Annotated in this window: 17 protein-coding genes and 1 pseudogene; 9 read left to right on the forward strand and 9 right to left on the reverse strand. The window is 70.1% G+C overall.

The features are described 5' to 3' along the window. Positions 1 to 504: 504 nt before the first annotated feature. On the reverse strand, positions 505 to 924 hold the full coding sequence (locus tag AB0I23_RS07000; protein WP_359107587.1) for a PPOX class F420-dependent oxidoreductase: 420 nt from the start codon (positions 922 to 924) through the stop codon (positions 505 to 507). A 494-nt stretch (positions 925 to 1,418) separates the two neighbouring features. Here AB0I23_RS07000 and AB0I23_RS07005 point away from each other — a divergent pair, with 494 nt between their 5' ends. Further along, positions 1,419 to 2,345, forward strand: coding sequence for a YihY/virulence factor BrkB family protein (locus AB0I23_RS07005; RefSeq protein WP_359107589.1), 927 nt, complete (start codon positions 1,419 to 1,421; stop codon positions 2,343 to 2,345). Positions 2,346 to 2,370: 25 nt separating this feature from the next. Then, a pseudogene (locus AB0I23_RS07010) lies at positions 2,371 to 2,598 on the forward strand (IMP dehydrogenase); the annotation flags it as partial. Positions 2,599 to 3,445: 847 nt separating this feature from the next. On the opposite strand, the gene AB0I23_RS07015 reads toward AB0I23_RS07010, so the two are convergent. Next, entirely contained in the window at positions 3,446 to 4,555 is a 1,110-nt protein-coding gene (locus AB0I23_RS07015) for an MGDG synthase family glycosyltransferase (RefSeq protein WP_359107590.1), read from the reverse strand. A gap of 189 nt (positions 4,556 to 4,744) precedes the next feature. On the opposite strand from AB0I23_RS07015, the gene AB0I23_RS07020 reads away from it, so the two are divergent. From AB0I23_RS07020 to AB0I23_RS07030, 3 genes are read left to right on the forward strand one after another with little or no spacing between them, the layout of a single operon-like run. Next, a complete protein-coding gene (locus AB0I23_RS07020) occupies positions 4,745 to 5,578 on the forward strand; it encodes an SDR family NAD(P)-dependent oxidoreductase (RefSeq protein ID WP_359107592.1) in 834 nt (277 codons plus the stop codon). 42 nt (positions 5,579 to 5,620) lie between these two features. Continuing rightward, positions 5,621 to 6,487: a DMT family transporter gene (locus tag AB0I23_RS07025; protein WP_359107594.1), complete on the forward strand. Its 867-nt coding sequence runs from the start codon at positions 5,621 to 5,623 to the stop codon at positions 6,485 to 6,487. Next, positions 6,481 to 7,284: a polysaccharide deacetylase family protein gene (locus AB0I23_RS07030; RefSeq protein WP_436846888.1), complete on the forward strand. Its 804-nt coding sequence runs from the start codon at positions 6,481 to 6,483 to the stop codon at positions 7,282 to 7,284. The genes AB0I23_RS07025 and AB0I23_RS07030 overlap by 7 nt, the downstream gene beginning before the upstream one ends. Here the strand turns inward: AB0I23_RS07030 and AB0I23_RS07035 are convergent. The 3 genes from AB0I23_RS07035 to AB0I23_RS07045 all read right to left on the reverse strand — a co-directional run bounded on the left by AB0I23_RS07035 (position 7,275) and on the right by AB0I23_RS07045 (position 10,028). Further along, positions 7,275 to 7,655 carry a hypothetical protein gene (locus AB0I23_RS07035; protein WP_359108047.1) on the reverse strand — a complete coding sequence of 127 codons (381 nt, stop codon included), beginning with the start codon at positions 7,653 to 7,655 and terminating at the stop codon, positions 7,275 to 7,277. The two genes, AB0I23_RS07030 and AB0I23_RS07035, sit on opposite strands and share 10 nt — an antisense overlap. 78 nt (positions 7,656 to 7,733) lie before the next feature. Then, positions 7,734 to 8,852: a beta-propeller fold lactonase family protein gene (locus tag AB0I23_RS07040; RefSeq protein ID WP_359107598.1), complete on the reverse strand. Its 1,119-nt coding sequence runs from the start codon at positions 8,850 to 8,852 to the stop codon at positions 7,734 to 7,736. Positions 8,853 to 8,921: 69 nt separating this feature from the next. Further along, a complete protein-coding gene (locus AB0I23_RS07045; RefSeq protein ID WP_359107600.1) occupies positions 8,922 to 10,028 on the reverse strand; it encodes a Dyp-type peroxidase in 1,107 nt (368 codons plus the stop codon). Positions 10,029 to 10,700: 672 nt separating this feature from the next. On the opposite strand from AB0I23_RS07045, the gene AB0I23_RS07050 reads away from it, so the two are divergent. Beyond that, a complete protein-coding gene (locus tag AB0I23_RS07050) occupies positions 10,701 to 13,094 on the forward strand; it encodes a SpoIIE family protein phosphatase (protein ID WP_359107602.1) in 2,394 nt (797 codons plus the stop codon). A gap of 209 nt (positions 13,095 to 13,303) precedes the next feature. Here AB0I23_RS07050 and AB0I23_RS07055 read toward each other — a convergent pair whose 3' ends face one another. Both AB0I23_RS07055 and AB0I23_RS07060 read right to left on the reverse strand, forming a co-directional pair. After that, a complete protein-coding gene (locus AB0I23_RS07055; RefSeq protein ID WP_359107604.1) occupies positions 13,304 to 13,855 on the reverse strand; it encodes a DUF1697 domain-containing protein in 552 nt (183 codons plus the stop codon). A gap of 860 nt (positions 13,856 to 14,715) precedes the next feature. After that, a complete protein-coding gene (locus tag AB0I23_RS07060) occupies positions 14,716 to 15,495 on the reverse strand; it encodes a class I SAM-dependent methyltransferase (RefSeq protein ID WP_359107606.1) in 780 nt (259 codons plus the stop codon). A gap of 165 nt (positions 15,496 to 15,660) precedes the next feature. Here AB0I23_RS07060 and AB0I23_RS07065 point away from each other — a divergent pair, with 165 nt between their 5' ends. The 3 genes from AB0I23_RS07065 to AB0I23_RS07075 are packed head-to-tail and all read left to right on the forward strand — an operon-like array spanning position 15,661 to position 17,872. Beyond that, complete coding sequence (locus tag AB0I23_RS07065; protein WP_359107608.1) at positions 15,661 to 16,962, forward strand: sensor histidine kinase; 1,302 nt, start codon at positions 15,661 to 15,663, stop codon at positions 16,960 to 16,962. 11 nt (positions 16,963 to 16,973) lie between these two features. Then, positions 16,974 to 17,660 carry a response regulator transcription factor gene (locus AB0I23_RS07070; RefSeq protein WP_359108009.1) on the forward strand — a complete coding sequence of 229 codons (687 nt, stop codon included), beginning with the start codon at positions 16,974 to 16,976 and terminating at the stop codon, positions 17,658 to 17,660. Between the two features lie 2 nt (positions 17,661 to 17,662). Continuing rightward, a complete protein-coding gene (locus tag AB0I23_RS07075; protein WP_359108010.1) occupies positions 17,663 to 17,872 on the forward strand; it encodes a contact-dependent growth inhibition system immunity protein in 210 nt (69 codons plus the stop codon). 141 nt (positions 17,873 to 18,013) lie between these two features. Here the strand turns inward: AB0I23_RS07075 and AB0I23_RS07080 are convergent, their stop codons facing one another. Both AB0I23_RS07080 and AB0I23_RS07090 read right to left on the reverse strand, forming a co-directional pair. Further along, positions 18,014 to 20,224 carry a HelD family protein gene (locus AB0I23_RS07080; RefSeq protein ID WP_359108012.1) on the reverse strand — a complete coding sequence of 737 codons (2,211 nt, stop codon included), beginning with the start codon at positions 20,222 to 20,224 and terminating at the stop codon, positions 18,014 to 18,016. Positions 20,225 to 20,953: 729 nt separating this feature from the next. Continuing rightward, positions 20,954 to 22,768, reverse strand: a complete 1,815-nt coding sequence (locus tag AB0I23_RS07090; RefSeq protein WP_359107610.1) for an ABC transporter ATP-binding protein — start codon at positions 22,766 to 22,768, stop codon at positions 20,954 to 20,956. Positions 22,769 to 23,234 lie beyond the last annotated feature (466 nt).

Raw genomic sequence — 23,234 nt, forward strand, 5'->3', positions numbered from 1 at the left:
GCCCCGCCCGCCCGGGCTTGTGCCCGGGACCGGGCGGGGCGCGCTCACCCGGGCGCCCCCCCCGCTCCCGGAACCGGCCGCTCCGGCCTCATGAGGTGAGACGGGAACCCGGCGCAGCTGCGGTGCCGTGCATGCCGACATCCGGCGCCCCGGCCCGCAGGACCTGAACGACAAACCCGCCGAAGAGGCCGGCTGTCCTCCACGACACGGCGGGCCGAACGCAGGCTGCCGGTCGGCGTCAGCGGGGCCCGGGTCTCCCCTGACCCAGACCACGTGTCGCGTCGTGGACCGACCCACGGGCGCGGCAGGATTCCCGCAGGTCCGCGCGCCCACGCGTCAGCCCGATGCCGCCACGAACACGATCGTGGCAGCCTTTCACGGTCCCCGCCCCTGTACGGCGTCCGATGCGCGCGATCGCACGATGAAGAATCACCCTCGTACGGAACGTACCTGGTGATCCCGGCCGCGCAGAGCGTGTGTCTGCCGGACGCCGCGGCGCACACGTCAGCCGGGCTGGCTGTTCTCCTTGAGCGTGCCCCAGCCGTGCCAGCGGTCGATCTCGATCCAGGCACTGACCCGGCCGCGGTCCCGCTGGGGGTACGGCTTGCCGAGGTACTGCTGGGCCAGCCGGTCGATGCCGGTGAAGTCCTTGTCCTCACGCAGTTCGGCGATGCGTCCGATGATGCTGATGTGGGTGTACCAGTTCTCCTCGTCGAGTACGGTGAGCGTGACCCGGGGGTCGTTCCGGATGTGTTCGAGCCGCTTGCGGCCCTCATCCATGTTGACCAGGATCCGGCCGTCGTCCCAGAGGTACCAGGTGGCCGTGGACACTGGTTGGCCGTCGGGCCGAAGCGTCGCGATGACGGCTGGGTTGGGCTTCTTCAGCATGGCGACCGCGGTCTCGGGAAGCGGTGGATTCGACACGGAATCTCCTTCTCGGTGATCCATTCTCGGTGATCCATTGACAGCATGTTCACCGTGCCACATCCCGGCGTCGCGTACGCCTCACGCCCTGTCGGACCGGTCGCGCGCCGCGGGAGGCTTCGGCTCAACGGATGGCGGATCGCCGCGCACCCATGGGACGTCGGCGGCGAGCAGATCGCAGTCGGCGCGGGCCAGCCGCATGAGCTCGAAGGAACGCGCCCACCACGCGGTAGGGACGTGCGCGTTCCTCTTCGCGGTGCGGCCGGGCGGGGGTCCGGTACCGAAAGGGGCAGCAGGGTGCCCGGACCGGCCGCCGAACTTGACCACACGCATGGGGGCACCCCGCCGGTCCTCTGGACCCGGCAGGAGTACGGCCCGTGATCGGAGGCAGGAGGAAAAGTGGTAGCAAAGGGTGTCCGTACCCCGGGGGATCCGCTGCCTCCCCCGGCGCCGCCAGGCCGCGCCGTGCCTGACCACGTCCACCGGAGACCAGCGTGCCCAGCAAGACCGCACCCACTGCCTCAGGACGCGTCCCCCGCCAGGGCGCGCCCTCGGGGCGGGCGGCCCACTACCGGGCCGCCCTGCGCCGCACCCCCGTCTCCCTGTGGAACGACGACCTCTCGGACTGGGCCGCCGCCCTGACGTACTACGCCATCCTCGCCCTGCTCCCCGCGCTGCTGGTCACCGTCGCCCTCATCGGCGTGGCCAGCCCCCGGGCGACCGGCGCGCTGATCGCCGACATCACGGCCATCGCCCCCGCGGAGTCCGGCGCCGCGCTGCGCGGACCCCTGGAGGCCGCGACCCAGGAACGCGGCGCCGTGTGGCTGCTGGTCGCGACGGGGACCGTCAGCGCCGTCTGGTCCGCCTCCAGCTATCTGGCCGTCTTCCGCCGTGCTCTGCACGCCCTGTACCACGTACGCGACACACGGCCCGCGCTGCGCAGGGCGCACATCATCGTGACCACCGCCGTCGGACTGCTCCTGCTGCTGATGACCAGCGCGTTCGCGCTCGTGCTGACCGGGCCGTTGGCCCACTGGCTGGGACACCGGATGGGCCTCGCGCACGCAAGTGACACGGTGTGGACAGTGCTCAAGTGGCCCATCCTGCTGTTCCTCGTCGCCTGTCTGATCACGGTGCTGTTCCGTACCGGTCCGGCGGCGGCCAGGGGCCTGCGGCGCGGGCTGCCCGGAGGGGTGCTCGCCGCGTCCCTGTGGCTCGTGGCATCGGCCGGGTTCACCTTGTACGCCACCCACATCGGTTCCTACAGCCGGTTGTACGGATCGCTCGCCGGGCTCGTCGTCTTCCTGATCTGGGTCTGGTTCACCAATCTCGCTCTGCTGGCCGGGGCCCAGTTCAATGTCGAATTGGAACGGCCGGTCCAGACCCTCCGCACCAGTGTCACCGCGACGGTGGGCCGGTAGCGGCGTCGCAGGGCCGCCGTCCGCAGTCAGCGCCGTCCGGCCGGGCCAGTTCGGCATCGGCTCGTTCTTCGCCTCGGACAACGCCTGCCCGATCTGCCAGGCGGGTTACCAGACCTCTTGCCGGCACCGCGAGTTCATCAACGGCTGTCAGGCAGAGTACGTCCGCGTCCCGCTGGCCGACGACACGCTGGTCGCCACCCCCGGGCAGCCGGACGAGGCGCTGCTCCCCAGCCTGCTTCGAGCGAGGCGGGTCACTCCACCGGCGGGGGCCGCGGCACCCGTATTCCCTCGATGCCGAGTCCGGCCCGCAGTCGGCGGAGCACGGCGTCGCCGATGCGGTGCTCGTCGCGGCGGCGGACGATGGCGCGATTGCGGGCGAGGGGGCGTGGTGCAGGGCCGCGTACTCCTCGGGGTGCCGCAGCGCGGGGTCGTCGTCGGCCGCGTCGTAGCCCGCACGCACGAACATGAGGTGCGTCTCGTGCTCGGTGCGCAGCCGTTCCACGACGCCGGGAACGGCGCAGGTTCCCGCAGAACATGCACGACAGGTCGGTCGTCGTGCCCCGTCTGATCACCCAGCCGGGCCGCATCCCTTCCGGGGGCCACAGCGACGCCCCGCTGTCGCAGTCAACCGGCACCGGCAGGCACTTCCCGACCCAGCGGACCGCGGGCTCACCGCCCGGGAAGGCGGGTGCGTCACCGGCCCTTTCCAGCGGTGGGACGGCAAGCGGGTGGCCGACAGCTGCCTTCTGCCCTGAGACGGATCTTCGCGGTCAGTCCGCCGCGGGACGGGCCGCGGGCGTGATCCCTTGCCGGACGGGGCTTTTTTGCGAGCCCCCGGCCGGGATCCGCACGATCGTGGGGCTCCGCCGCGACGACCCGATTCAGGTCCTCATCCGCGTCGGCCCGGGGCGTCTGCGCGGTGCCCAGGTGCTCCCAGGTGCCGTCGACGGCCCGCTCCGCAGCCGGTTGTGGCTGCCCCTCGAGTTGCCGTACGTCTCCGGCAGATGGACCCACCGAGAGGCTTTGCGCAAGGGCAGCACATGGTGACCTCGCCGCGGCGAGTCGTGCGCGGCTACGGCGCCGGCGCCGGCCCGGCACGCTCAGCAGGCGACCATTTCGGCCGCGTCCGCGGTGAAGACAGCCTGCCCGGCGGCGATCCGTCGGTCCCGCTCGGGGCCGGCGCGCAGCAGCCGGTCCAGTGAGCGGAGCAGCGCGGTCTCGTCTGCAGCATGTTCGGTGAGGCCTGCGGTGGCCATCTCAACGACGCCGTCGGCGCCGTGGCCGGGGATCGGCCGGTATCCGACGACCGGTACACCGGCGGCGAGGGCCTGCACGGCCGTCTGTCCCGCTGCGTTGTCCACCAGGGCGCTCGATGCTGCCATGAGGTCGGGCAGGTCCTCGACCCAGCCCAGCGCCAGGACGCCGGGGAGCATCGCAGCGCGGGCCCGCAGCCGTTCGTCCTTGCCGCACAGCAGCACCGGTAGCCGGCCGGTACCGGCGAGCAGGAGCGCGGTGGCCGTCAGCCCCTGGCCCACACCCCAGGCGCCGGCCGAAAGCAGCACAGCCGGACGGCCGGAGCCGCGCCGCGCGAACTCCCGCGCCCAGCGGGACGGCCGCCCGCCCGGGTTCTCCTGCGCGGCGGCGGCGAAGGCCGGGGGCACGACGGGGCCGCACACCTCCGCCGGGCGTCCGGTCCTCGCGCGGACTCGTGCGGCGGCGGCCTCGGTCAGGCACAGGTGCAGGTCGTTGCTCGGATGGAGCCACTGCCGGTGCACGGCGAAGTCGGTGACCACAACCGTGCTGGGCGGGCAGTCACCGCCCCGGGCGCGTAGCCGCCCCGCGACCTGAGCAGCCTGGTGGAAGGTGGAGACGAGCGCGTCCGGGCGCCAGCGTTCGACGACGTCGCGCAGGCGTGGCTCCAGGGCTGCGGCCAGCGGCCCGGTGCTCGGCGCCCAGCTGTTCCGGTCGCCCTGGTCTCCGCGATCGCGGAAGAATGCCGAGTAGACCGCCGCGTACGCCCATGGGCAGCGGCGGAGAGTCGTACGGTACCCGGCACGCAGCCCGCGCCCGGCGCCGGGGGGCAGCATGTCGAGGAGGTCCACGCGAGCGGTCAGATGGCCGTCGGCCCGCAGCCGTCCGGCCAGTTCGGCGGCCACCGCGTCGTGTCCGGCGCCCATGCTCGCACTGACGATCAGAATCCGGCGTCCCATTCTTGGATATTCCTCTTCCTGGATATCCCTCGCATTGCGGCCGGTGCGCCACCCCGGACGGGCAGGCCGTTAGCCCAGGTGCGGCCGAGCGCGTTTGCCGCTGCGCTGGTTGCATGAAGGATGACTCGGTAAGGGCCGGTACAGGCAGTGCTTCACCAGGATGTCGGCGGCCCCGGAGGACGGAAGCCCATGCGCAAGAGCCCCCCACCCCACGCCACCCCCGCAGCCAAGGCTGACGTGACGCAGTCGTCTGCGCCCGGTCCGCCTGCCAACAGCCCGCGGCCGGTCGTGCTGATCACCGGGGCCTCCTCCGGTATCGGCGCCGAAATCGCGTCACGGCTCGCGGCCGACGGGCGATGGGAACTGCTGCTCAACGGGCGGGACGAGGGCCGGCTCGGCAGTGTCGCCGCCCGGACCACCGGTGCCGCGCTGCCGATGGATCTGGCCTCCGAGGAGGGCTGCCGGAAGCTGGCCGGGGCGGCACTGGCGCACAGCGGCAGGGTCGACGCGCTCGTCGCCGGAGCAGGGCTCGGCTGGGCGGGCGCGTACACCGACATGCCGCCGGCCACGGTGGACCGCCTGGTCAGTGTCAACCTCAGCGCCGTACTCCACCTCGTCCGCCTGGTGCTGCCGCAGATGGTGGCCCGTGGGTCGGGCCGGCTGGTGCTGATCGGCTCTGTCGCCGGCCGGTTCGGTGTTCGGGACGAGGCGGTGTACGCGGCGACGAAGGGCGCGCTGATCGCGTTCGCGGAGAGCCTGCGCTACGAACTCCGGGGCACCGGCGTCCGCCTCTGCCTGGTGCTGCCGGGTCCCGTGGACACGCCGTTCTTCACCCGTCGCGGCACCCCGTACACCCGGTCCTGGCCACGACCGGTACCCGCCGAGCGGGTGGCGGCGGCGGTCGAGAAGGCGCTGGTCGGTGGCCCGGACGAGATCACCGTGCCGCGCTGGCTGGCCATGCCGGGCCGACTGCAGGGCATGGCCCCGCAGCTCTTCCGCAAGCTGGCCATGCGCTTTGGCTGAGCGGGCCTCCGGCCACGGACACGCGCGGAGGGTGGGTGACACGTGATCACCGTCTCCGTGGTGGTGGCGCTGATCGCCGCGCTCGGGAACGCCGCAGCTTCCGTGCTGCAGCGCCACGCCGCGACGGCGGACCTGCCCGGTCTCACGGGCAGCCATCGCCTCGGGAGGCTGGGCTTTGTCCGCCGCCCGGCCTGGCGCTGGGGTGCGGGACTGCTGATCGTCTCCGGGCTGGCGCAGGCCCTCGCTCTGGCGACCGGGCCACTGGCTGTGGTGCAGCCGGTGATGACGACGGAGCTGCTGTTCACGCTGGTGCTGGCTGCGGCCCTTTTCCGGCGGCCGCCCGGGGCGCGGACCTGGGCAGCGTTCCTCGGAATGGCGCTGGGCCTGACGGTCTTCCTCCTGCTGGCCAGTCCGACCGGCGGCGTGGACACCGTGGAGCCGCACAAGTGGCTGGTCAGCGCTGTGCCGACCGCCGCTGTGTCGATCGTGCTGATCATGGTGGGAATGCGACTGCGGAGCTCCGCCCGTGCGGCGGTACTGGGGTCAGCGACCGCCATCGGCTTCTCCTTCACGGCGGCGCTCATCAAGGACTCGCTCGGCTCGGTGTCCGGCGGAGTCGGGGTGCTGTTCGCAACGTGGCAGATCTACACGGCGGCGGCCGTCGGCCTGAGCTCCTTCCTGATGCTGCAAGCCACGTTGCGGGCGGGCTCGCTGGCCGCGTCGCAGCCCGCGCTGACTCTCGGCGACTCATTGCTGAGCGTCATTCTGGGCGTCTTGCTGTTCGAGGAGCGGATCGAACTGGGCTGGCGGGTGCTGCCGGAGGCTGCGGCGCTCGGGCTCATCGCATGCGCCAGTGTGCATCTGAGCAGTTCACCCGTGGTCTCCGGAAAGGACGGGCAGCGATGGTAAGACCCTCCGGCGCAGGGCGGACAGCACTGTCAACCGGCACGGCGGCCCGCGTTCTGGGTGTGGCCGCGGGTGCGGCTGCCGCGTGGCACATGGGACCCGCCGCCACCTGGCTGCCGCCCGTTCGGAGGATCCTCAGCCCCGCGCTGGACGGCCGCGGTCATTCTTCCCACGTGGCACTGACCTTCGACGACGGGCCGGACCCGGCCAGCACCCCGCACTTTCTGCGGGTCCTGGACGAGTACCGGGTGCGGGCCACCTTCTTCGTCGTCGGCGAGTCGCTGGAACGTCATCCAGCCCTCGGCCGGGCGCTGGTGGCGGGCGGTCACGAGGTTGCGGTGCACGGCTGGCATCACGAGCGCCCCTGGTTCCCCACACCGCTGCGCGACGTACGGGAGGTGACGCGAACCGCCGGCGCGGTACGGCAGATCTGCGGGACCGTCCCGCAGTGGTACCGGCCGCCCTACGGCATCCTCACCGGCGGCCGCCTGGCTGCTGCCCGCCGTGCCGGGCTGCGACCGGTGCTGTGGTCGGCATGGGGCCGGGACTGGACGGCGCATGCCGATGCCCGCTCCGTAAGGGCATCGGTCCTCGCAGATCTGACCGGCGGTGGCACCGTGCTGCTGCACGACGCGGACGGATGGAGCACGCCGGGCGCGTGGCGAGCCACGCTCAGTGCGCTGCCCGGCCTGCTCTCCGAGTGCCGTCGCCTCGGTCTGAGTGCCGGCCCGCTGGCCGAGCACGGCATCGGACACGCCGACACCGGCACACACCTTCGCCGGACACCACATCACCGGTGACGGCGCCATCCGGTGCGGCGTGAGCCGCGTCCGAGATGAGCCGGACCCGTCGGATGTGCGAAGCCGGGCCGCTCGGTGCCGCGTGGAGTACCGCTGACGTGCTGGCAGCTGCGCTGGTGCACCGGTACGCACCGTGCGCAACCCGTCATCGACCGAGGGCTCGCGGTACCGCCTCTCCGGATCATCCAACCGGCGTACGCGAGCCGCGGGCGCTTGCCGATCAGGTCGCCGAGGCGGCCGACGACCGGCACACGGACGGCCGCCACCAGAAGGGTGGCGGTGATCACCCAGGTGGTGTTCGACGCGGTGTGCAGGATCTGCAGCTCCGCGATGAGCGGCGCGATGCCGGTCAGCCTGCCGATCGGGTCCACGACTCACCCGAAAGAGATCCCTCTCGTTCCACGGACGGTCGGAACATGACGAGGGCGAGCCGCTGCGCAGGGTGAGGCTCAGCTCACTGCCACGCCGTAGGGGCTTGCGCCGACGATGACAGTCGCGATGACCTTGTTGGAGGTCGGATCGATGACCGTGAGGGTGCCCGCTCCCTGGTTCGTGACGTAGACAGCCTTGCTGGTGACTTCCAGGTTGAACGGGTCGGTGCCCGGCGGCCCCAGGGCAATGGTCGTCGAGACACGGTGACGGCCTGTGTCGATCACGGAAACGTTGCCCGGGCCGAGATCGGCGGAGTAGGCGAAGCGGCCGTCGGGCCCGACGGCCACGTCAAAGGGGCCATCGCCGACCTGCACGGCAGTCGCCTTGCCGGTACGGGTTGCGACGACAAGGACCTGCTTTCCCACTTCGTCGGCGACGTAGGCCGACTCCCCGTCCGGCGTGATGGCAACGCCCACCGGGGAGCGCCCCGCGGAGAGGTGCCGGGCGACCCGACGCGTGCGGGTGTCGATGACCGACAGGTTGCCCGACCCGGCGTTCGCCACGTAGGCCCTGCCACCGTCACGACTGAACGCCACGCTCACCGGAGACTTACCGACCGGAATGGTCGCGGCCACCCGGCTGGTTCGGGTGTCGATCACCGAGACGGTGTTGGAACTGCCGTTGGTGACATAGAGGGACCTGCCATCGGGGCTGAGGCCGATACCGGTCGGGCTCTTCCCGACCGGCACGGTTGTGACGATCTTGTTGTTCCGGGCGTCGACGACCGAGACCCGGGCCGAGCCGCTGTTGGCGATGTACACGTGCTTGCCGTCCTTGGCGACCGCGACGCCTTCCGGCGCCGCACCCGCCGGCACGGTTGCGACGACCTTGTAGGTAGCGGCGTCCACCACCGAGAGCGTGTTGTCCTGCTGGTTCGTGACATACACGCGGCCACCGGTACCGGAACCCGTACCGGTACTGGCACCGGTACTGGTACTGGCACTGGCACTGGCACCGGTACCGGGCACGGCCGGCGCGTGGGCAGAGACCTTTTTGGCTGGGGCGCTGGGCGTGCAGGAGATCAACAGGATCCCGATGCCCGCGGCGAGTGCCGGCCGGAGCGTCCTACCGGGTCGCCGGCGGCCGCTGCCGACTCGGGTCCGCAGGGCAGAGAACATCTCGCCTCCTGTGCGCATTGCGATGGATCGGTCCGGGATCGGGCGAGTTCCCGCCGACGGCTGCCCGGCGGCGGGGGTCGGCTCAGGTCAGGCCAGGAGCCCGCGGGCGTAGTAGTCCTTCTCGTCCCGGACGCCAGGAAGTGCGAAGAAGTAGCCCCCGCCCCGTGGGCTGATGAACGGCACCAGCGCTTCCCCTTCCAACCGGGTCTGCATGGCGATGTAGGAGTTGAGTTCTTGCTGGAAGCAGACGAACGCATGCCCCATGTCGAGTTCCGGCAGGTTGGGGCTCCGGTCGTAGTCGTAACTGCGACGCAGGATGGTGCTGGTCGCCGCGGTCTGCGGAGTCTGGGGATTGGCAAGGCGGATGTGAGAGTTCAGCGGGGTGATCACGCCCAACGGGTCGTTGGTGTAGATGGGGTCGAAAAGATCCGTGTCGTCCTGGCCCACGCCGTACATGGGGGCACCGCTCGCCTTGCGGCGGCCGAAGATCCGCTCTTGTTGGGCAACGGGCACCTTCTGCCACGCCTCGATGAAGAAATGTACGATACGCACCACGTGGTATGTGCCACCCGCGGTCCAGGCGGGTTCGGCGCTCTTCGGCTGGACCCAGACCACCTGATTCATCTGGGCGTCGTCGGAGACGGATGGGTTGGAGATGCCGTCCTTGAAGCCGAACCAGTCGCGCCTGACACCGAACGGACGCTCCGGATTGCGCTGGCCGTCGATGCGCCAGCGCAGCTTCATCGCGGACTTGGTGTGAATCAAGATGTCGATCAGTGCGTGCACCGTCGTGTCGCGGTGATCGGCGCAGATCTGGATCAGCAGGTCACCCTGGCTCAGCGCGGGGTCCAGGTCGTCATGGCGGAAGGGAGTCATCGTGACGAGCTGGACCGGCTTGCGCGCGCTCAGTCCATAACGGTTGTCGAAGAGGGATGCGCCCACTCCGACTGTCAGAGTGAGACCATCCGCCACGACCGTGGGTCCCAGGATGCCATTGTCCGTCGGCGGTGCGGTCGGGGGCACCTTCGGTGGCCTGCCGCCCGCCGTGAGGAAACGGGCTCGCGAGGTCAGCGTGCGGAACAGGTTGGTGAGTGCCGCACGGTCGGAGGCGGTGACGTCGAACGAGACGAAAATCGCGTCCTGTTGGGGCAGAGTGGCGATGCCTGCCTGGTGATAGCCGTGGAAGGGGATCACACGAGATTCCGGTTGCGCCCTGGGGACAGCCACCGTGTCGGCGCGCGCCGCGCCGCTGCCCAAGGCGGCCCCGCCCGCCGCTCCGGCCAGGCCCGCGGCAGCACCGTGAAGAAACGACCGCCGAGCAAACGCACTCGCCGGGCACCCTTCGCCGCTCCACCCTTCATCCAGGGTCGCGACTGTCTCGTCAGTCATGGTTCCCCTCAGGCAGGAGCCAGGTGGCAAGCCGTACGGCTCTGGCGCGATCGGATTCCGTGTGCCGGCCGACCCAGCAGGGCACGACCGTAGGCGGCAGTTCCCAACCAACGCTTGGAGGACCGCCGGCTGCATAGCCGCCCATAGAACGGAATATATTCGACATTTCCGCTCGCGCCACCGGGAAGTGCGGCGCGGGTCAAAGGGAGTGACGGGGTTTGGAGCGGCCGGCGGCGGAATCGGCCGTGCCCGTGCAATGCCACTGCGAGAACAGCGGCACGGCGGCTTCCCGGCAACCGGATCGCAAGCCGTCGGCCGTCCGGGGGAAGCCGCCCCAGACCCGTGATCACCGTCGGCCGGATCGCCGGTTTGTCCGATTTCCGGCGTCCGGCACGTCCGATCCCGCTTGACGCGATCTGGCGGCGGGACCGAGAGATCCTTGAATCAGCAGTGGACTCGAAGGCGAGAGGATCGGCCATGGATACACCGGCGAGCACGCCTCGTGACCCCCGCACCTCCGCCGCGGCTCTGGCCGTGGTGACTCCGGATGGGATGCTGACCAGCTGGAGCACCGGTGCGGAACAGTTGCTCGGCTACTCCGCCGGTGAGGCCGTCGGCCAGGCCGCGACGGCGCTGCTTGCATCGCCCCTCCCCACTGGTGTCCGTGAGCGTTTCGATCGGCAGGAGGATTGGACCGGTCGGGTGGTACTCCGCCACCGGAACGGCAGCGCGGTCGAGTGCCGGTTGCGGGCGCGTCCGCTGCCCACGGGTGACGGGCGAGCCGATTGGCTGCTGGAGGGCGTCCAGGTGCGGGAGGAGGTGAACCGCGACATGGACCCACTGCTCTGCTGGTCGTTCGACCAGTCCCCGTTCTCCCTGGCGATCTGCGACACCGAGGGCCGGTTCCTGCGGGTCAACGAGCCGATGGCAAAGCAGCTCGCCGCCTCGGAGCAGGATCTTCGCGGGCTCCGGATCACCGAGCACATGTCCGATCCTGCCTTCCGGGCCCCCGAGCGGTCCGTCGATCGCGTGTTGCGTACCGGTGAGCCCGAGCAGATCGAGAACTACGTCAAGGTGCCGGGAGAGCCCCATGCGCACGCCTGGGTCATCCACTTCACCCCGCTCAAGGACCCCCTCGGGCTGGTACACGGCGTGCAGTTGGCCGCTCTCGACTTCTCCGAGCAGCACGCGGCCCGCGAACGTCTGGCGCTGCTCGATGAGGCCAGCAGGCGTATCGGCAGCAGCCTGGACGTGGCCCGCACCGCCCGGGAACTGGCCGACGTAGCCGTGCCGGCCCTCGCGGACTTCGTCTCGGTCGATCTTCTCGACGCCGTGCTGCACGGCGACGAGCCTCCGGCTGTTCCCACCGACGGTCCCTTGCTGCTGCGGCGTGCGGCCGCCCGCCCCGACGTGAAGGCTGTCGTCGCGGACGGCGAGTTGGCCCGCTACCCGGATTTTTCGCCGGTTGCTCGCTGCCTGGCCACCGGTCGTGGCACCGTGCTCCAGGTCGACGATCCCGACATCACCCGCTGGCTGGCCCACGACCCGGACTGGACCGCCTGGGTGGGGCGGCACCGCGCGCACTCCCTGATGGTGGTGCCGCTGCGCGGCCGCGACACCAACCTCGGCGTCGTGCTCTTCGCCCGTTTGGGTCCGTCCACCGCGCCGTACGCGCAGGACGACCTGCAGATCGCCAAGGAACTTTCAGCGCGCGCCGCAGTCTGCCTGGACAACGCCCGCTGCTACACGCGCGAACACACCACGAGTCTGGGCCTCCAGCACAGCCTTCTGCCGCAGGGGATTGCCGAGCAGGCGGCTGTCGACGTCGCCAGCCGCTATTTGCCCGCCGACTCGAAGGTCGGTGTCGGCGGTGACTGGTTCGACGTGATCCCGCTCTCCGGCGCCCGCGTCGCCCTCGTTGTCGGCGATGTGGTCGGTCACGGGATCCACGCCTCCGCCGCCATGGGGCGCCTTCGCACTGCCGTACGGGCCCTCGCTGACGTCGATCTGGCCCCGGACGAGCTGCTCGCGCATCTGGACGACCTGGTCGTCCGGCTCGGATCCGGGCCCGATTCGGGAGCTGAGGCGCCCTTCGGAGAACTCGGAGCCACCTGCCTGTACGCGGTCTACGACCCCATCTCCCGCAGGTGCTCGCTCGCCAGCGCCGGCCATCTCTGGCCCGCTCTGGTGACCCCTGACGGCAGGGTGGACTTCCTGGAACTGCCCACCGGCCCGCCACTTGGCCTGGGCGGCGGGCTCCCATTCGAGTCCGTTGAACGCGAACTGCCCGAAGGCAGCCTCCTGTGCCTCTATACCGACGGACTTGTCGAGGCACAGGATCGTGATGTCGACTCCGGCCTGCACGCTCTGCGCACGGCCCTCGCCGACGCGGCTCCGTCGTTGGACACCACCTGTGACCGCGTGCTCAATGCTCTGCTCGCCGAGCAGCCCGCCGATGATGTCGCGCTGCTCATCGCCCGTACCCGCGCCCTGGACGGCGGGCACGTCGCCGTCTGGGATCTTCCCGTCGATCCGGCCATTGTGGCCGCGGCCCGCTCTCAGGCGACCGCCCAACTGCACGCCTGGGGGCTGGACGACCTGGCCTACGTCACCGAACTCGTGGTCAGCGAGCTGGTGACCAACGCGATCCGCTACGCTGCCGCGCCCGTTCAGCTGCGGCTGATCAAGGAGAGGACACTGATCTGCGAGGTCTCCGACGCCAGCAGCACCGCACCGCACCTGCGCCGTGCCCGCATCTTCGACGAGGGCGGACGCGGCCTCATGCTGGTCGCCCAGCTCACCGAGCGCTGGGGAATGCGGCATACCGGTGCGGGCAAGACCATCTGGGCCGAGCAACCCCTTCCCGTGTAGGTGGGCGGAGCCAGTGAGGGGGTACGCCAATGGGCCCGGAGACACGGGCCCCGCACAGCGACTCGCCGCAGACAGAGCCCTTCTCGGAGACCACTACAGCATCGAAACCGTCGCCTTCTCGCCCCGGGCGACCAGCTACTGCTCTGCACCGACGGCGTCACGGAGACCCGGGACCGTACCGGCTGCGGCGGCAAGGCCCGGAAAGTGCGTCAGGGCGCACCCTTCTTGGCCGCGTCGAGAATCTTCACCACGGTGTGGAAGTAGCGCGTCGTCGCGTCGCGGCCCAGCGCGCGTTCCTGGAAGCCCTTGGCCGCGGGTGCCCTGCCGTTGATCAGATACCAGACGACAAAGGCGTCGTACGCGGTGCTGCCGATGATCTCCATGTCCTTCTTCGGAGAGATCTGCGGCAGAGCCAGGTCCGGATCGATCCGCTCGGTCGTGAACACGACACAGCAGCGCATGTCGTTGGTGACCGTGACGTCCTTGAACGGGTCGAGCGCGATCAGCGCCTCCAGTTCCGGGACCGTACGCAGACATACCGCGACCTCGTAGCCGAGCATCCCTCTGAGATGGTCACCGATCTGGGCACTGAGCACGGCACGGTCGGTCTCGTCGGAGGCGAAGAAGACGTTCCCGCTCTGGATGTAGCTGCGCACGGAGCCGAATCCCATGTCCGTGAACAGGCTGCGCAGGTACTCCATCTTCACCGAACGGCCCGGCACATTCATCCCGCGCAAGAACGCGATGTACAGCAAATCCAACCACCTCTCCGCAAGACAAGGAGAATCCTCGGCGTGCGCCGGACAGCGTAACGGCAACGGACGGGCCCCCCGGGAGACGACTGCGGCGTACGGCCTGCGCACGGTGCGCCTCGGGGTGCGCGCTCAACTTTGGGCAGCGGGGAGCCCGGGCTCTTCAGACAGGCTGCGCGGCGCGACGGACTCACGCCGGAAAGGACCAGACGTGCGCTTGAAACGGACGATCGCCGCCCTGGATGTCGCGGCCACCACTCCTCTCGTCACCGCGTTCGCCCTGACCCGACCCTCCACCGGGGCACATGCAGGAGCACGCGCCGGCGGACGGGTACCGCACCGTACTGACCGGACTCTGACCGGCGCCCGCACAACGAACACGACGAAGGGCCGGGACGACGCGTCCCGCCCACCGCCGTGCGCACGGATCCCGCGTGCGAGTGGATTCCGGTCCGTCGATGCGGCGCCGTTCGGTCCCAGGTGACCTCGACGTATCCGAGTCGCCGGCCGAAGAAGCAGAAGCACACCGTCGACCGGATTCCCGGAGCGGCCGGCGGCCGAGCGGGATTTCGAGGGCTCGACGTCGTCGGGTCGCCATAGTCTCTGCCGAGTCGGAATGGCTTGAGTGGTGGCATCCCGTCAGAAAGTCGGTTGAGTCGGCATTGGGTTGAGCCGACTTGACCACAGATTGCCACACCTGGGTAGCGCAGCCCCTTCGACAGAGGGGGCTGGGGCCCCGCACCCACCCCGGTTGGCGGTGACACCGAAGAGTTGGCCCAGGATGTCCATCGTGGCGGGCGAGTCCGCGCCGGTGGGGCACGGTGGCCTGGATCCGGTCAGCCACGGCGAGCTCGACCGGCTCTGAGCGCTCAGCCGAGGGCGCGGGTGCGCGCGAGCGAGGGCGTCGGACGAACGTGCCAGACACGTGCCGGCGGGACGTTGGCCCAGACGGTGCGTCCTACCGCACTGCCGCGCTGCCGGTAGCCGGCGAGCACGGTCTCGACGGCCCGGTGACGGGCCGCTTCGCCCGCAGAGGCGACGAGTCTGCGGGCCGGGGCGGTGCCCAGGTACGCGAAGTACGTCAACGACCCGCCGGGGCGCAGCAGTTCGATATATCGGTCCATCAGTGAAGTCACCGTGTCCGGGACGAAATTGGTGAAGGGCAGGCCGGAGACGATGACGTCGTAGGACTGCCGTGTGTTCAGGTACTCAATCCGCGTTTCGTGGATCCTGACCCGGACACCGTCCTCGCTCCGCACTGGCACGAGCGCCTCGCCGGGGTGGTCGTCCCGCACCTTCGTATGCGTCGTGTGGCGGTCCCGCATCTGCGCGTGCGTCGCGTGTTCGTCCCGGCCCGGTCGGTGTTCACGAACGGCGTTCCGCAGTGCGGCGGCGAAGCGCGGGTTCGCCTCGACCACGTCCAGAGTGCTTCCCGGGGCGAGCAGCGCCAGCAGACAGCGGGTGACGGGGCCGGTTCCGGCGCCCACCTCCAGTACATCCAGCGGTTGTCCGGCCCGCTCGGTGACCGGTGTGGCGAGGGCGGCGGCGAGTCGGCGGCTGCTGGGTGCGACCGCCCCGGTGATACGGAAACCACGCGCGGCCTCGGTGACGAAGAGCCGGGTGTCGGTGAAACGGGGCCATGAAGTCATGCCAGTGACGCTAGGTAGTGGGCGCTCTTCGGGAATCGGCCGTTGTGTCCGGGGGAACCGGTACGAACGTCATCACCGAGGCGTACGCGACCCCGACGAAAGTAGGGGGTGACAGCGACCCGAGGCCGATGGGCCCCGGCCCCCGCAACGGCCTACGATCGGTCGGTGGAACACAACTACCCCCACCGGGGTCCGGTGTGGACGGAGTGGTTGCTGGCCGGCGGGGTGGTGCTGCTCGTCGCGCAAGGGCTGGTCAAAGCCCGTTTCGAGATGCAACTGTTCTCCGTGGGACCGATAGTGGCTGTCGCCGCCGCGCTGGTGCTGCCGCTTCGCTGGCGCAGTCCGCTCGCCGTGGTCCTTCTCGCCGGGGCGGCACTGGGTGCGCAGGGCGCGTACGAACCCATGACGGTGATGGTTTTCCACCTGGCCGCACAGGGCCGGGTGCGGGTGGCGGTGGCGGCGGGTGTGATCGCCGGTGCGCTGCCCTGGGTGTGCGCGCCGCCGCTCAGCGGAGGCATGACGCCGGCGTACGGCGCCGGGCTGCTGTTCGCGCTGGCGTTGACGGCCGGATTGTGGTGGCACAGCCGTCGGCGGCTCATCGATTCGCTGAGCGAACAGGTCGAACTCCGTTCCGAACAGGTCAGGTTGGCGGAGCGGGCGCGGATCGCGGCCGAGATGCACGATGTGCTGGCTCATCGGCTGAGCCTGTTGGCGCTGCACACCGGGGTACTCGCACTGCGTGCGGAATCGCTGCCGCCGCAGATCGGTGAGCGGGTCGCCCTGCTGCGTGCCACCTCTGCCCAGGCGTTGGCCGATCTGCGGGATGTGCTGGGTGCCTTGCGTGCGGAGGACGATGCGGCGCGGGAGAACGGGATGGATCCCGTGCAGAGAAGGGTGCCTGCTCCTGCGTTACGGAACCTGTCCGAGCTGCTCGACGAGGTAGGGACCATCGGTCAGGATGTCGCGGCCGAACTGACGGGGGAACCCGGTGCCGCACCCGCGACTCACCTCCTGGCGGTGCACCGGCTCGTTCAGGAAGGTCTCACCAACGCCCGTAAACACGCACCGGGCTCGGCGGTGCGACTGCGGGTGCACTACGGCGCACCGGCCACGGAGGTGGAGTTGGTCAACTCGCCGCCCTCAGTGCCCGCTTCACGGGCCGATGGAGGCGTCGGCCGGGGCTTCGGCCTGATCGGGCTCGCCGAACGGGTGGCCGGGCTGCACGGCTCTCTCGCCTGCGGTCCGGAGCCGGATGGGGGATGGCGGCTCGCGGCCTGTCTGCCGATGAGTGCTCCCGACGGTGAGCCGAACCGAAGAGCCTTCCAGGAAGACAGCGCGACCCGCACGGCCGGACCGGTCGGCGGACGAGCGGGTAGGACCGTCGGCAAAGGAGTGGCCAAGGCCATGAGCAAGGGTGTGGTGAAGAGGATCGGAAAGCGGTCCGTGAATCGTATCGGGCAGACATGAGCGGGGCTCGGATCATCAGCACGATGGTGGTGGACGACGACGCGTTGGTCCGATTGGCCCTGACCGACCTGCTGGCGACCGACGCCGGCATCGAGGTCGTCGCCCAGGCGTCGGACGGCCTCCAGGCCGTGGAGGAGGCTGCCGCCCATCGGGTGGACGTCGCCCTGATGGATGTGCGGATGCCGAGGCTGGACGGCATCGCGGCCATCGCGCGACTACGGACACTGCCGCATGCCCCGCGCATCATCACCCTGACCACCTTCGACCTGGACGAGTATGTGTACGAAGCATTGGCAGCGGGCGCCGACGGGTTTCTGCTCAAGGATTCGGACCCTGCGGAGATCCTGCGGGCCGTACATGTCGTGGCCGCCGGTTCGGCGATGCTGCATCCGTCCGCCGCTCGTCGGCTGATCGACCGCTACCATCGCGGCGCCCGGCCGGGGACCTCAGCTGTGCGCAGACGGGTGAGCCGGCTGACACCGCGTGAGCGCGATGTCCTGGCATTGCTCGCGGAAGGGGCAACCAACTCGGAGATCGCCGGGCGGCTGCGGATGAGCGAGAGCACGGTGAAAGCCCATGTCAGTCGCATCCTGACGACACTGGAAGTCGGAAATCGGGTCCAGGCGGCACTGGCCGCCCGGGACGCCGGTTCATCGGACAGGGTGCGGGACTGCCCTACCTCCTGCCGTTGGCCGTGACGGTGCTGCGGGACAACCCGATGGCGGAAGGCGATATGTATGCAGGTGAGCTGCTCTCTGCCGTCGTGGCGAGAACCCCGTCGGCCTGGAAGGCGTCACCCGGACTCGTACATGAACTCCGTGCGATCGCATCGCAGGCAGCCGGCTGGCACCCGAACTGCGGCACAGGAACGAGCAGTTCCTCGACTGCGCGTCGGGCACGTCGGCCGTGATCACCTCTCGCAACGCCCGCAGACCGGAGTCGTACCGCTCCCGCGCTGCTTCCGGATCAGCTGAGGGTCCCTCGGGCCACTCTTTCACCGACACCCTCCGTTGGGGTCGAACCGACCCTCGTCCTCCCACCGTCGCGGCGGTCAGCGCAGCGACTCGGGCAGTTCCTCCCGGTGGACGATGCCCAGGCGCTGCGTCGCACGGGTCAGCGCCACGTACAGGTCACTGGTCCCGAACCGACCCGGCTCCACGACCAGGACATGGTCGAATTCGAGCCCCTTGGCCTCACGCGGGCCGAGCAGCACCACGGGACGGGTGAGGTCGGGTTCGGCGCCGGCCGTGACTCCGTCGAGCGGGGCCGCGATCTCCTCGTGCAGAGCACGCGGGGCGATCACCGCGAGGCGCCCCTCCTTCGGCGTCAGCTCAACGACGGCCCGTGCCACCGCGCCGGCCAGATCCGCGCCGGCATCCCGCGTCCACGGCGTCTCGCCGGTGGACCGCACCGACCCGGGCGGCTCGAACGACGGGTCGTGGGCCCGTACGACCCTGGCGGCCAGCTCCATGATCTCCGCAGGCGTACGGTAGTTGACTCCCAGCCTCACATGCTCGAAACGGTCGCCGACGTACGGCTCCAGGATCCTCTCCCACGAGCCGACGCCCGCCTCCTCGGAGGTCTGCGCCGGATCACCGACCAGGGTCAGCGAGCGGGTCGGTGACCGGCGCATCAGCAGCCGCCATGCCATCGGCGACAGTTCCTGCGCCTCGTCGACAATGATGTGCCCGAACGCCCAGGTCCGGTCGGCGGCGGCCCGCTCGGCCGCGCTCCGGTGATCGGCCTCCTCCTGCCGCTCAGCCATCCGTTCGGCGTCGATGATGTCGTGGGCGGCCAGGAATTCGGACTCCTCGTCCTCGAACTCGTATGTCTCCGACCCCCGGGACAGCTCCAGGACGCCCTGCGCATAGGCGACCCGTTCCTGGCGCTCGGCCTCGGCGGCGGCCCGCTCGGCACTGTCGTCGGCCCCGAGCAGTTCGGCCGCCTCGTCGAGGAGCGGCACATCGGCCGGGGTCCACTCCCCGTCGCCGGGAACACGACGGATGGCCTCGGCGTCCTCGTCCGGTACGTACACCGGCTCGGCCAGATAGTCGGCGAGGAATTCCTCGGGGGTGAGCACCGGCCACAACTCTCCGACGGCGGCGTGCACCTCCTCGCTCGCGGCGACGCTCTTGCCGAGCTGGGAGATGTCGTCGGGACCGAGGAAGTTGGGGCCGCCGTACGGGTCCGCGCCGATGCGTTCGGTGAGCTGTGCGGTGAGGGCGTCGATGACGTGGAACGTGAAGTACGGACGGGCGAGGTTGTGCGGCAGACGGGTCTCGCGGGCCGCCTGCCGGGCCTCGTGGGCGATCTCCCAGTCCAGGACGAGGTCCCCGTCGTCGTGCGGGATGACCACCGGCGCGCCGGGCTCGGGCAGCCCCTGCCGGTCGCGTACGGCGAGGGCGAGCGCCTCGGCCAACCCCGCGCCGCCCTTGACGGCTGCCGCGCGGGGGGTATCGGTGCCGCGGGCGTGGACACCGGGGAAGAGCTCGGCCTGCGTGGCGAGCATGACCCCGGTCTCGCCGAGGGCGGGCAGCACCTCGCCGATGTAGCGCAGGAAGGCCGGGTTGGGGCCCACGACCAGGACCGCGCGCTTGGCCAGAAGCTCACGGTGCTCGTACAGCAGGAAGGCCGCACGGTGCAGCGCGACCGCCGTCTTGCCCGTGCCGGGGCCGCCCTCGACGACGAGGACACCACGGTGCGGAGCACGGATGATGCGGTCCTGTTCCGCCTGGATGGTCCGCACGATCTCGCCCATGCGGCCGGTGCGGGCGGAGCTGAGCGCGGCGAGCAGCACGGCATCGCCGCTCGGGTCCTCGAAACCGCTGCGTTCGCGGTCTCCGAGATCGAGGATCTCGTCGTGCAGCTCGGTCACCGTGCGGCCCTCGGTGGTGATGTGCCTGCGCCGGCGCAGCCCCATGGGCGTATGCCCGGTGGCGAGATAGAAGGGGCGGGCGACCGGTGCCCGCCAGTCGATCAGCAGGGGCGTGTGTTCGGTGTCGTCCTCACGAATTCCGATACGGCCGATATGGTGCGCGGCACCCTCGCGGAGATCGATTCGGCCGAAGCACAGCGAGCCGTCCACCGCGTTCAGGGCTGCCAGCAGACCGGAACGCTCGGCGACGAGCACATCGCGTTCGAGACGGGCCTGCAGGCCATTCCCTACCGGGGTCAACGCGTCCTCGACACGCTGGGTGGTGACCCCGCGCAGCGTGTCGACACGGTCGTAGAGCCGGTCGATGAATTCCTGCTCCTTCTGCAATTCGACGTTTTCGCGAGTTGACAAAGTCGCTCCCTGCCGGATATGGTGATTCTCAGAGCCCCCGTTTGAGGGGCTTTTTCTGTGGGCACACAGAAACACTCAATATACGTGAGGAAATCCCCGTACTGCAATTGCGCTACGGGGATTTCCTGTGCTCGGAGGCCATGACCTTGGATCTGAGGTCACGACAGACGCGGTCGCGCGCGAATCGGGAGCACGTCCGCAACGCACCCGAATCCCTGGCCGCGGCGCCGCCTGTGCCGCGGGGCCCCTCCGGGGAGCAGGCGCCCAAGCGATCAGCGATCGCCGTCCCCCTCACCAGGCAAAGCGTGAACGGGGTAGAGCCTTCGCCCAAGCGCACGCCAATCCGGCACTCCCCCCCGACATGACTGCACCGTCCCTCATCCCCGGGTTGGAGCTGTCCCGCCGCTTACCTCGAAGCCGTGCGGCCCCTGCTGGACGAGGCAGCCCCGGGGTCACTCACTCCGCCGCCCGCCTCGGTAGCGGCTCGCAAGTACTGGTTCCTCCGCCCGCTCCCGGGGCAGGTAGAGCTGCCGGCACCGGGTCCTGGCTCGGCCGATGCCATCAGGGCCACGGACTCGGCACGCAGATGCGCGCCATCGTCCTCCATCCGGCGTTCGCCTTCCTCGGCGCCGAACAGGTCTCCTCCACCGCGTTCGCCGGCAACGCCACCTCGGCGGCACAGGGCCACACCCACCGCGCTCGCGTTCAGTGCAGGTCGGCCTGCGGCGCTGAGGTGTCGTCGAGGAAGCCGCCCGACTGGTGCTGCCACAGCTTCGCGTAGGCACCGTCCGACGCGAGCAGCTCCTGGTGCGTGCCCTGCTCGACGATCCGTCCGCGGTCCAGGACTACGAGCCGGTCCATGGTGGCGACCGTGCTCAGCCGGTGCGCCACCACGAGTGCCGTCCGCCCGTCCATGAGCCGCCACAGCGCCTCCTGGACGAGGATCTCGCTCTCGGAATCCAGGGCGCTGGTCGCCTCGTCGAGCAGCAGGATCGGCGCGTCGCGCAGGATCGCCCTGGCGAGGGCGACCCGCTGGCGCTGTCCGCCGGAGAGCTTGACACCGCGCTCGCCCACCATGGTGTCGAAGCCATCCGGCAGTGCGTCGGCGAACTCCGTGACGTGCGCCGCCTCGGCCGCGCGGCGGATCTCGGCGTCGGTGGCGTCCGGCCGGGCGAAGGCGATGTTGTCCCGCAGCGTGCGGTGGAACATCGCCGGGTCCTGCGGCACGTAGGCGATCAGACTCCGCACATCGGCCTGGCGCAGCCTGCTGATGTCCTGACCCCCGATCAGGATCTGGCCGGCGTCGATGTCCGTCATCCGCAGCAGCAGCCGGGTGAGCGTGGTCTTGCCACCGCCGGACCGGCCGACGAGGCCGATCTTCGCCCCGCTGTGGACGGTCAGGTCGAGGCGGTCGAAGAGTGGCTCCGCACCCCCATGGGCGAAGGTCACCTGCTCGAAGCGGACATCGGCGTCCCGGGACTCCAGCGGCTCCGGCGACGCCGGGTCGAGCACGGTCGGCGGCGCCAGCAGTAGTTCGGTGAACTGCGCGGCCTCCGTCATCGAGCTCTCCAGGCGGCGGTAGATCTGGTTGAACTCGAACATGATGCGCGTCGCGTTGGTGTAGTACGTGAAGGCGACTACGACTGCCTCCACGCTGTGACCACCCCCGCCGAGAGCGACCGCGAGCAGCAGGCCCAGCGCGTTGGTCAGCACGGACATCGGCGCGACCAGCGTGTCGATGCGCAGGTTGCCGTAGTCCCACGACCGCAACGTGAGCCGCCGCGATGCCGCGACGCGGGACCGGTGCTCTGCGGCCTCGCGTTCCTCGGCGGCGAACGCCCTGACCGTGTCCATGTTCATCAAGCTGTCGGCGACGTGGCCCGACACCCGGGCGATCGCCTCCTCGCGCTGTTCGACGAGCGCCTGGCGGCGACGGATGAGGGGCGCCACGCACAGCGCCGTCAATGCGATCATCGCCAAGAGCCCGACGACGAGCAGCGGTTCGTAGCGCCACAGCACCACCGACCCGAACACCAGCGGCACGAAGCTGCCCACGACCGAGAACGTCAGTGTGTCGACGAACTCCTCGAAGCGGGAGGCGAAGCTCAGGACCCGCTTGGTCAGCGCCCCGGCGAAGTTGTCGTGGAAGAACGTGGCGTCCTTGGCGAACAGCTCGTCCATGCCGATCACGTACAGGTGCTCGATGCTGAGGGCGGCAACGCGGTTCAGGCAGTGGAAGCCGATGCGCCACAGCGTCTCCGCGAGCAGCAGAACGCCGGCGAAGCCGAGAACGTAGGGCAGCGCGGAGCCGATGGTGATACCGGCGTCGTCGGCGATCCGGCCGACAAGCTTGGCGACGATCAGCGGCGCAATGTAGCTGATGCCGATGTTGCCCAGCGCCGGCATCAGCATCGCGGGCGCCGTCAGCCACCGGCGCCGGGCCAACTCCCGTCCGTAGTAACGAAGTGCGAGGAGCACCGGGCCCCTGCCCGGCGCCTCGTGAGATTCAGGCGATCCCATACCACCCCTGTGTGGTCGTGCGGCAGCCCGCCACGTGCTTCTGCGGGGAGAAGCCGTTGCCTCACTGACCGCGCGGAGCTTCAGTTCGAGTGAGTGCGTCGCTCGGTTCGTCGTGCGACAGGCGGAGCACGGCGGCAGAGCCCCCGCGCAGCTCGTGGCGACGCATACGTGCGAGTGCGGGGAGGCCAGGCCAGGAACCTCAGTGTCCCGCGACGGTGCCCGCGGAGTCCAAGCGTTTTTCTCAGCCGGTGACAACTCCGCATACAGGTAAGAGCCCGCCCGCGGCGCCTCGTCGGGGACCCCAGCGCGGTCGGCACCTCCAGCCGGTCCTGCCGCCCGCGGGCATCCTCCTGCGGCAGCAGGGACAGCGCCGTCACCAGCCCGGCAAGCTTTGCCCCGTCGCGTCGCCCAGCACGCACGCTCGCCGCGTTGGCCAAAAGCCCTGGTAGCTCCTTCCCCAAGTTCT

Origin of the sequence: Streptomyces atratus, from assembly GCF_040655115.1 — a bacterium.
GTDB lineage: Bacteria > Actinomycetota > Actinomycetes > Streptomycetales > Streptomycetaceae > Streptomyces > Streptomyces atratus_D.

What these genes read in the sequence shown, in the direction of transcription:
- AB0I23_RS07015 (WP_359107590.1), bottom strand. Translation starts at nt 4,555, where the DNA reads ATGGGACGCCGGATTCTGATCGTCAGTGCGAGCATGGGCGCCGGACAC.
- AB0I23_RS07020 (WP_359107592.1), top strand. Translation starts at nt 4,745, where the DNA reads ATGCGCAAGAGCCCCCCACCCCACGCCACCCCCGCAGCCAAGGCTGAC.
- AB0I23_RS07030 (WP_436846888.1), top strand. Translation starts at nt 6,481, where the DNA reads ATGGTAAGACCCTCCGGCGCAGGGCGGACAGCACTGTCAACCGGCACG.
- AB0I23_RS07040 (WP_359107598.1), bottom strand. Translation starts at nt 8,852, where the DNA reads ATGCGCACAGGAGGCGAGATGTTCTCTGCCCTGCGGACCCGAGTCGGC.
- AB0I23_RS07050 (WP_359107602.1), top strand. Translation starts at nt 10,701, where the DNA reads ATGGATACACCGGCGAGCACGCCTCGTGACCCCCGCACCTCCGCCGCG.
- AB0I23_RS07060 (WP_359107606.1), bottom strand. Translation starts at nt 15,495, where the DNA reads ATGACTTCATGGCCCCGTTTCACCGACACCCGGCTCTTCGTCACCGAG.
- AB0I23_RS07090 (WP_359107610.1), bottom strand. Translation starts at nt 22,768, where the DNA reads ATGGGATCGCCTGAATCTCACGAGGCGCCGGGCAGGGGCCCGGTGCTC.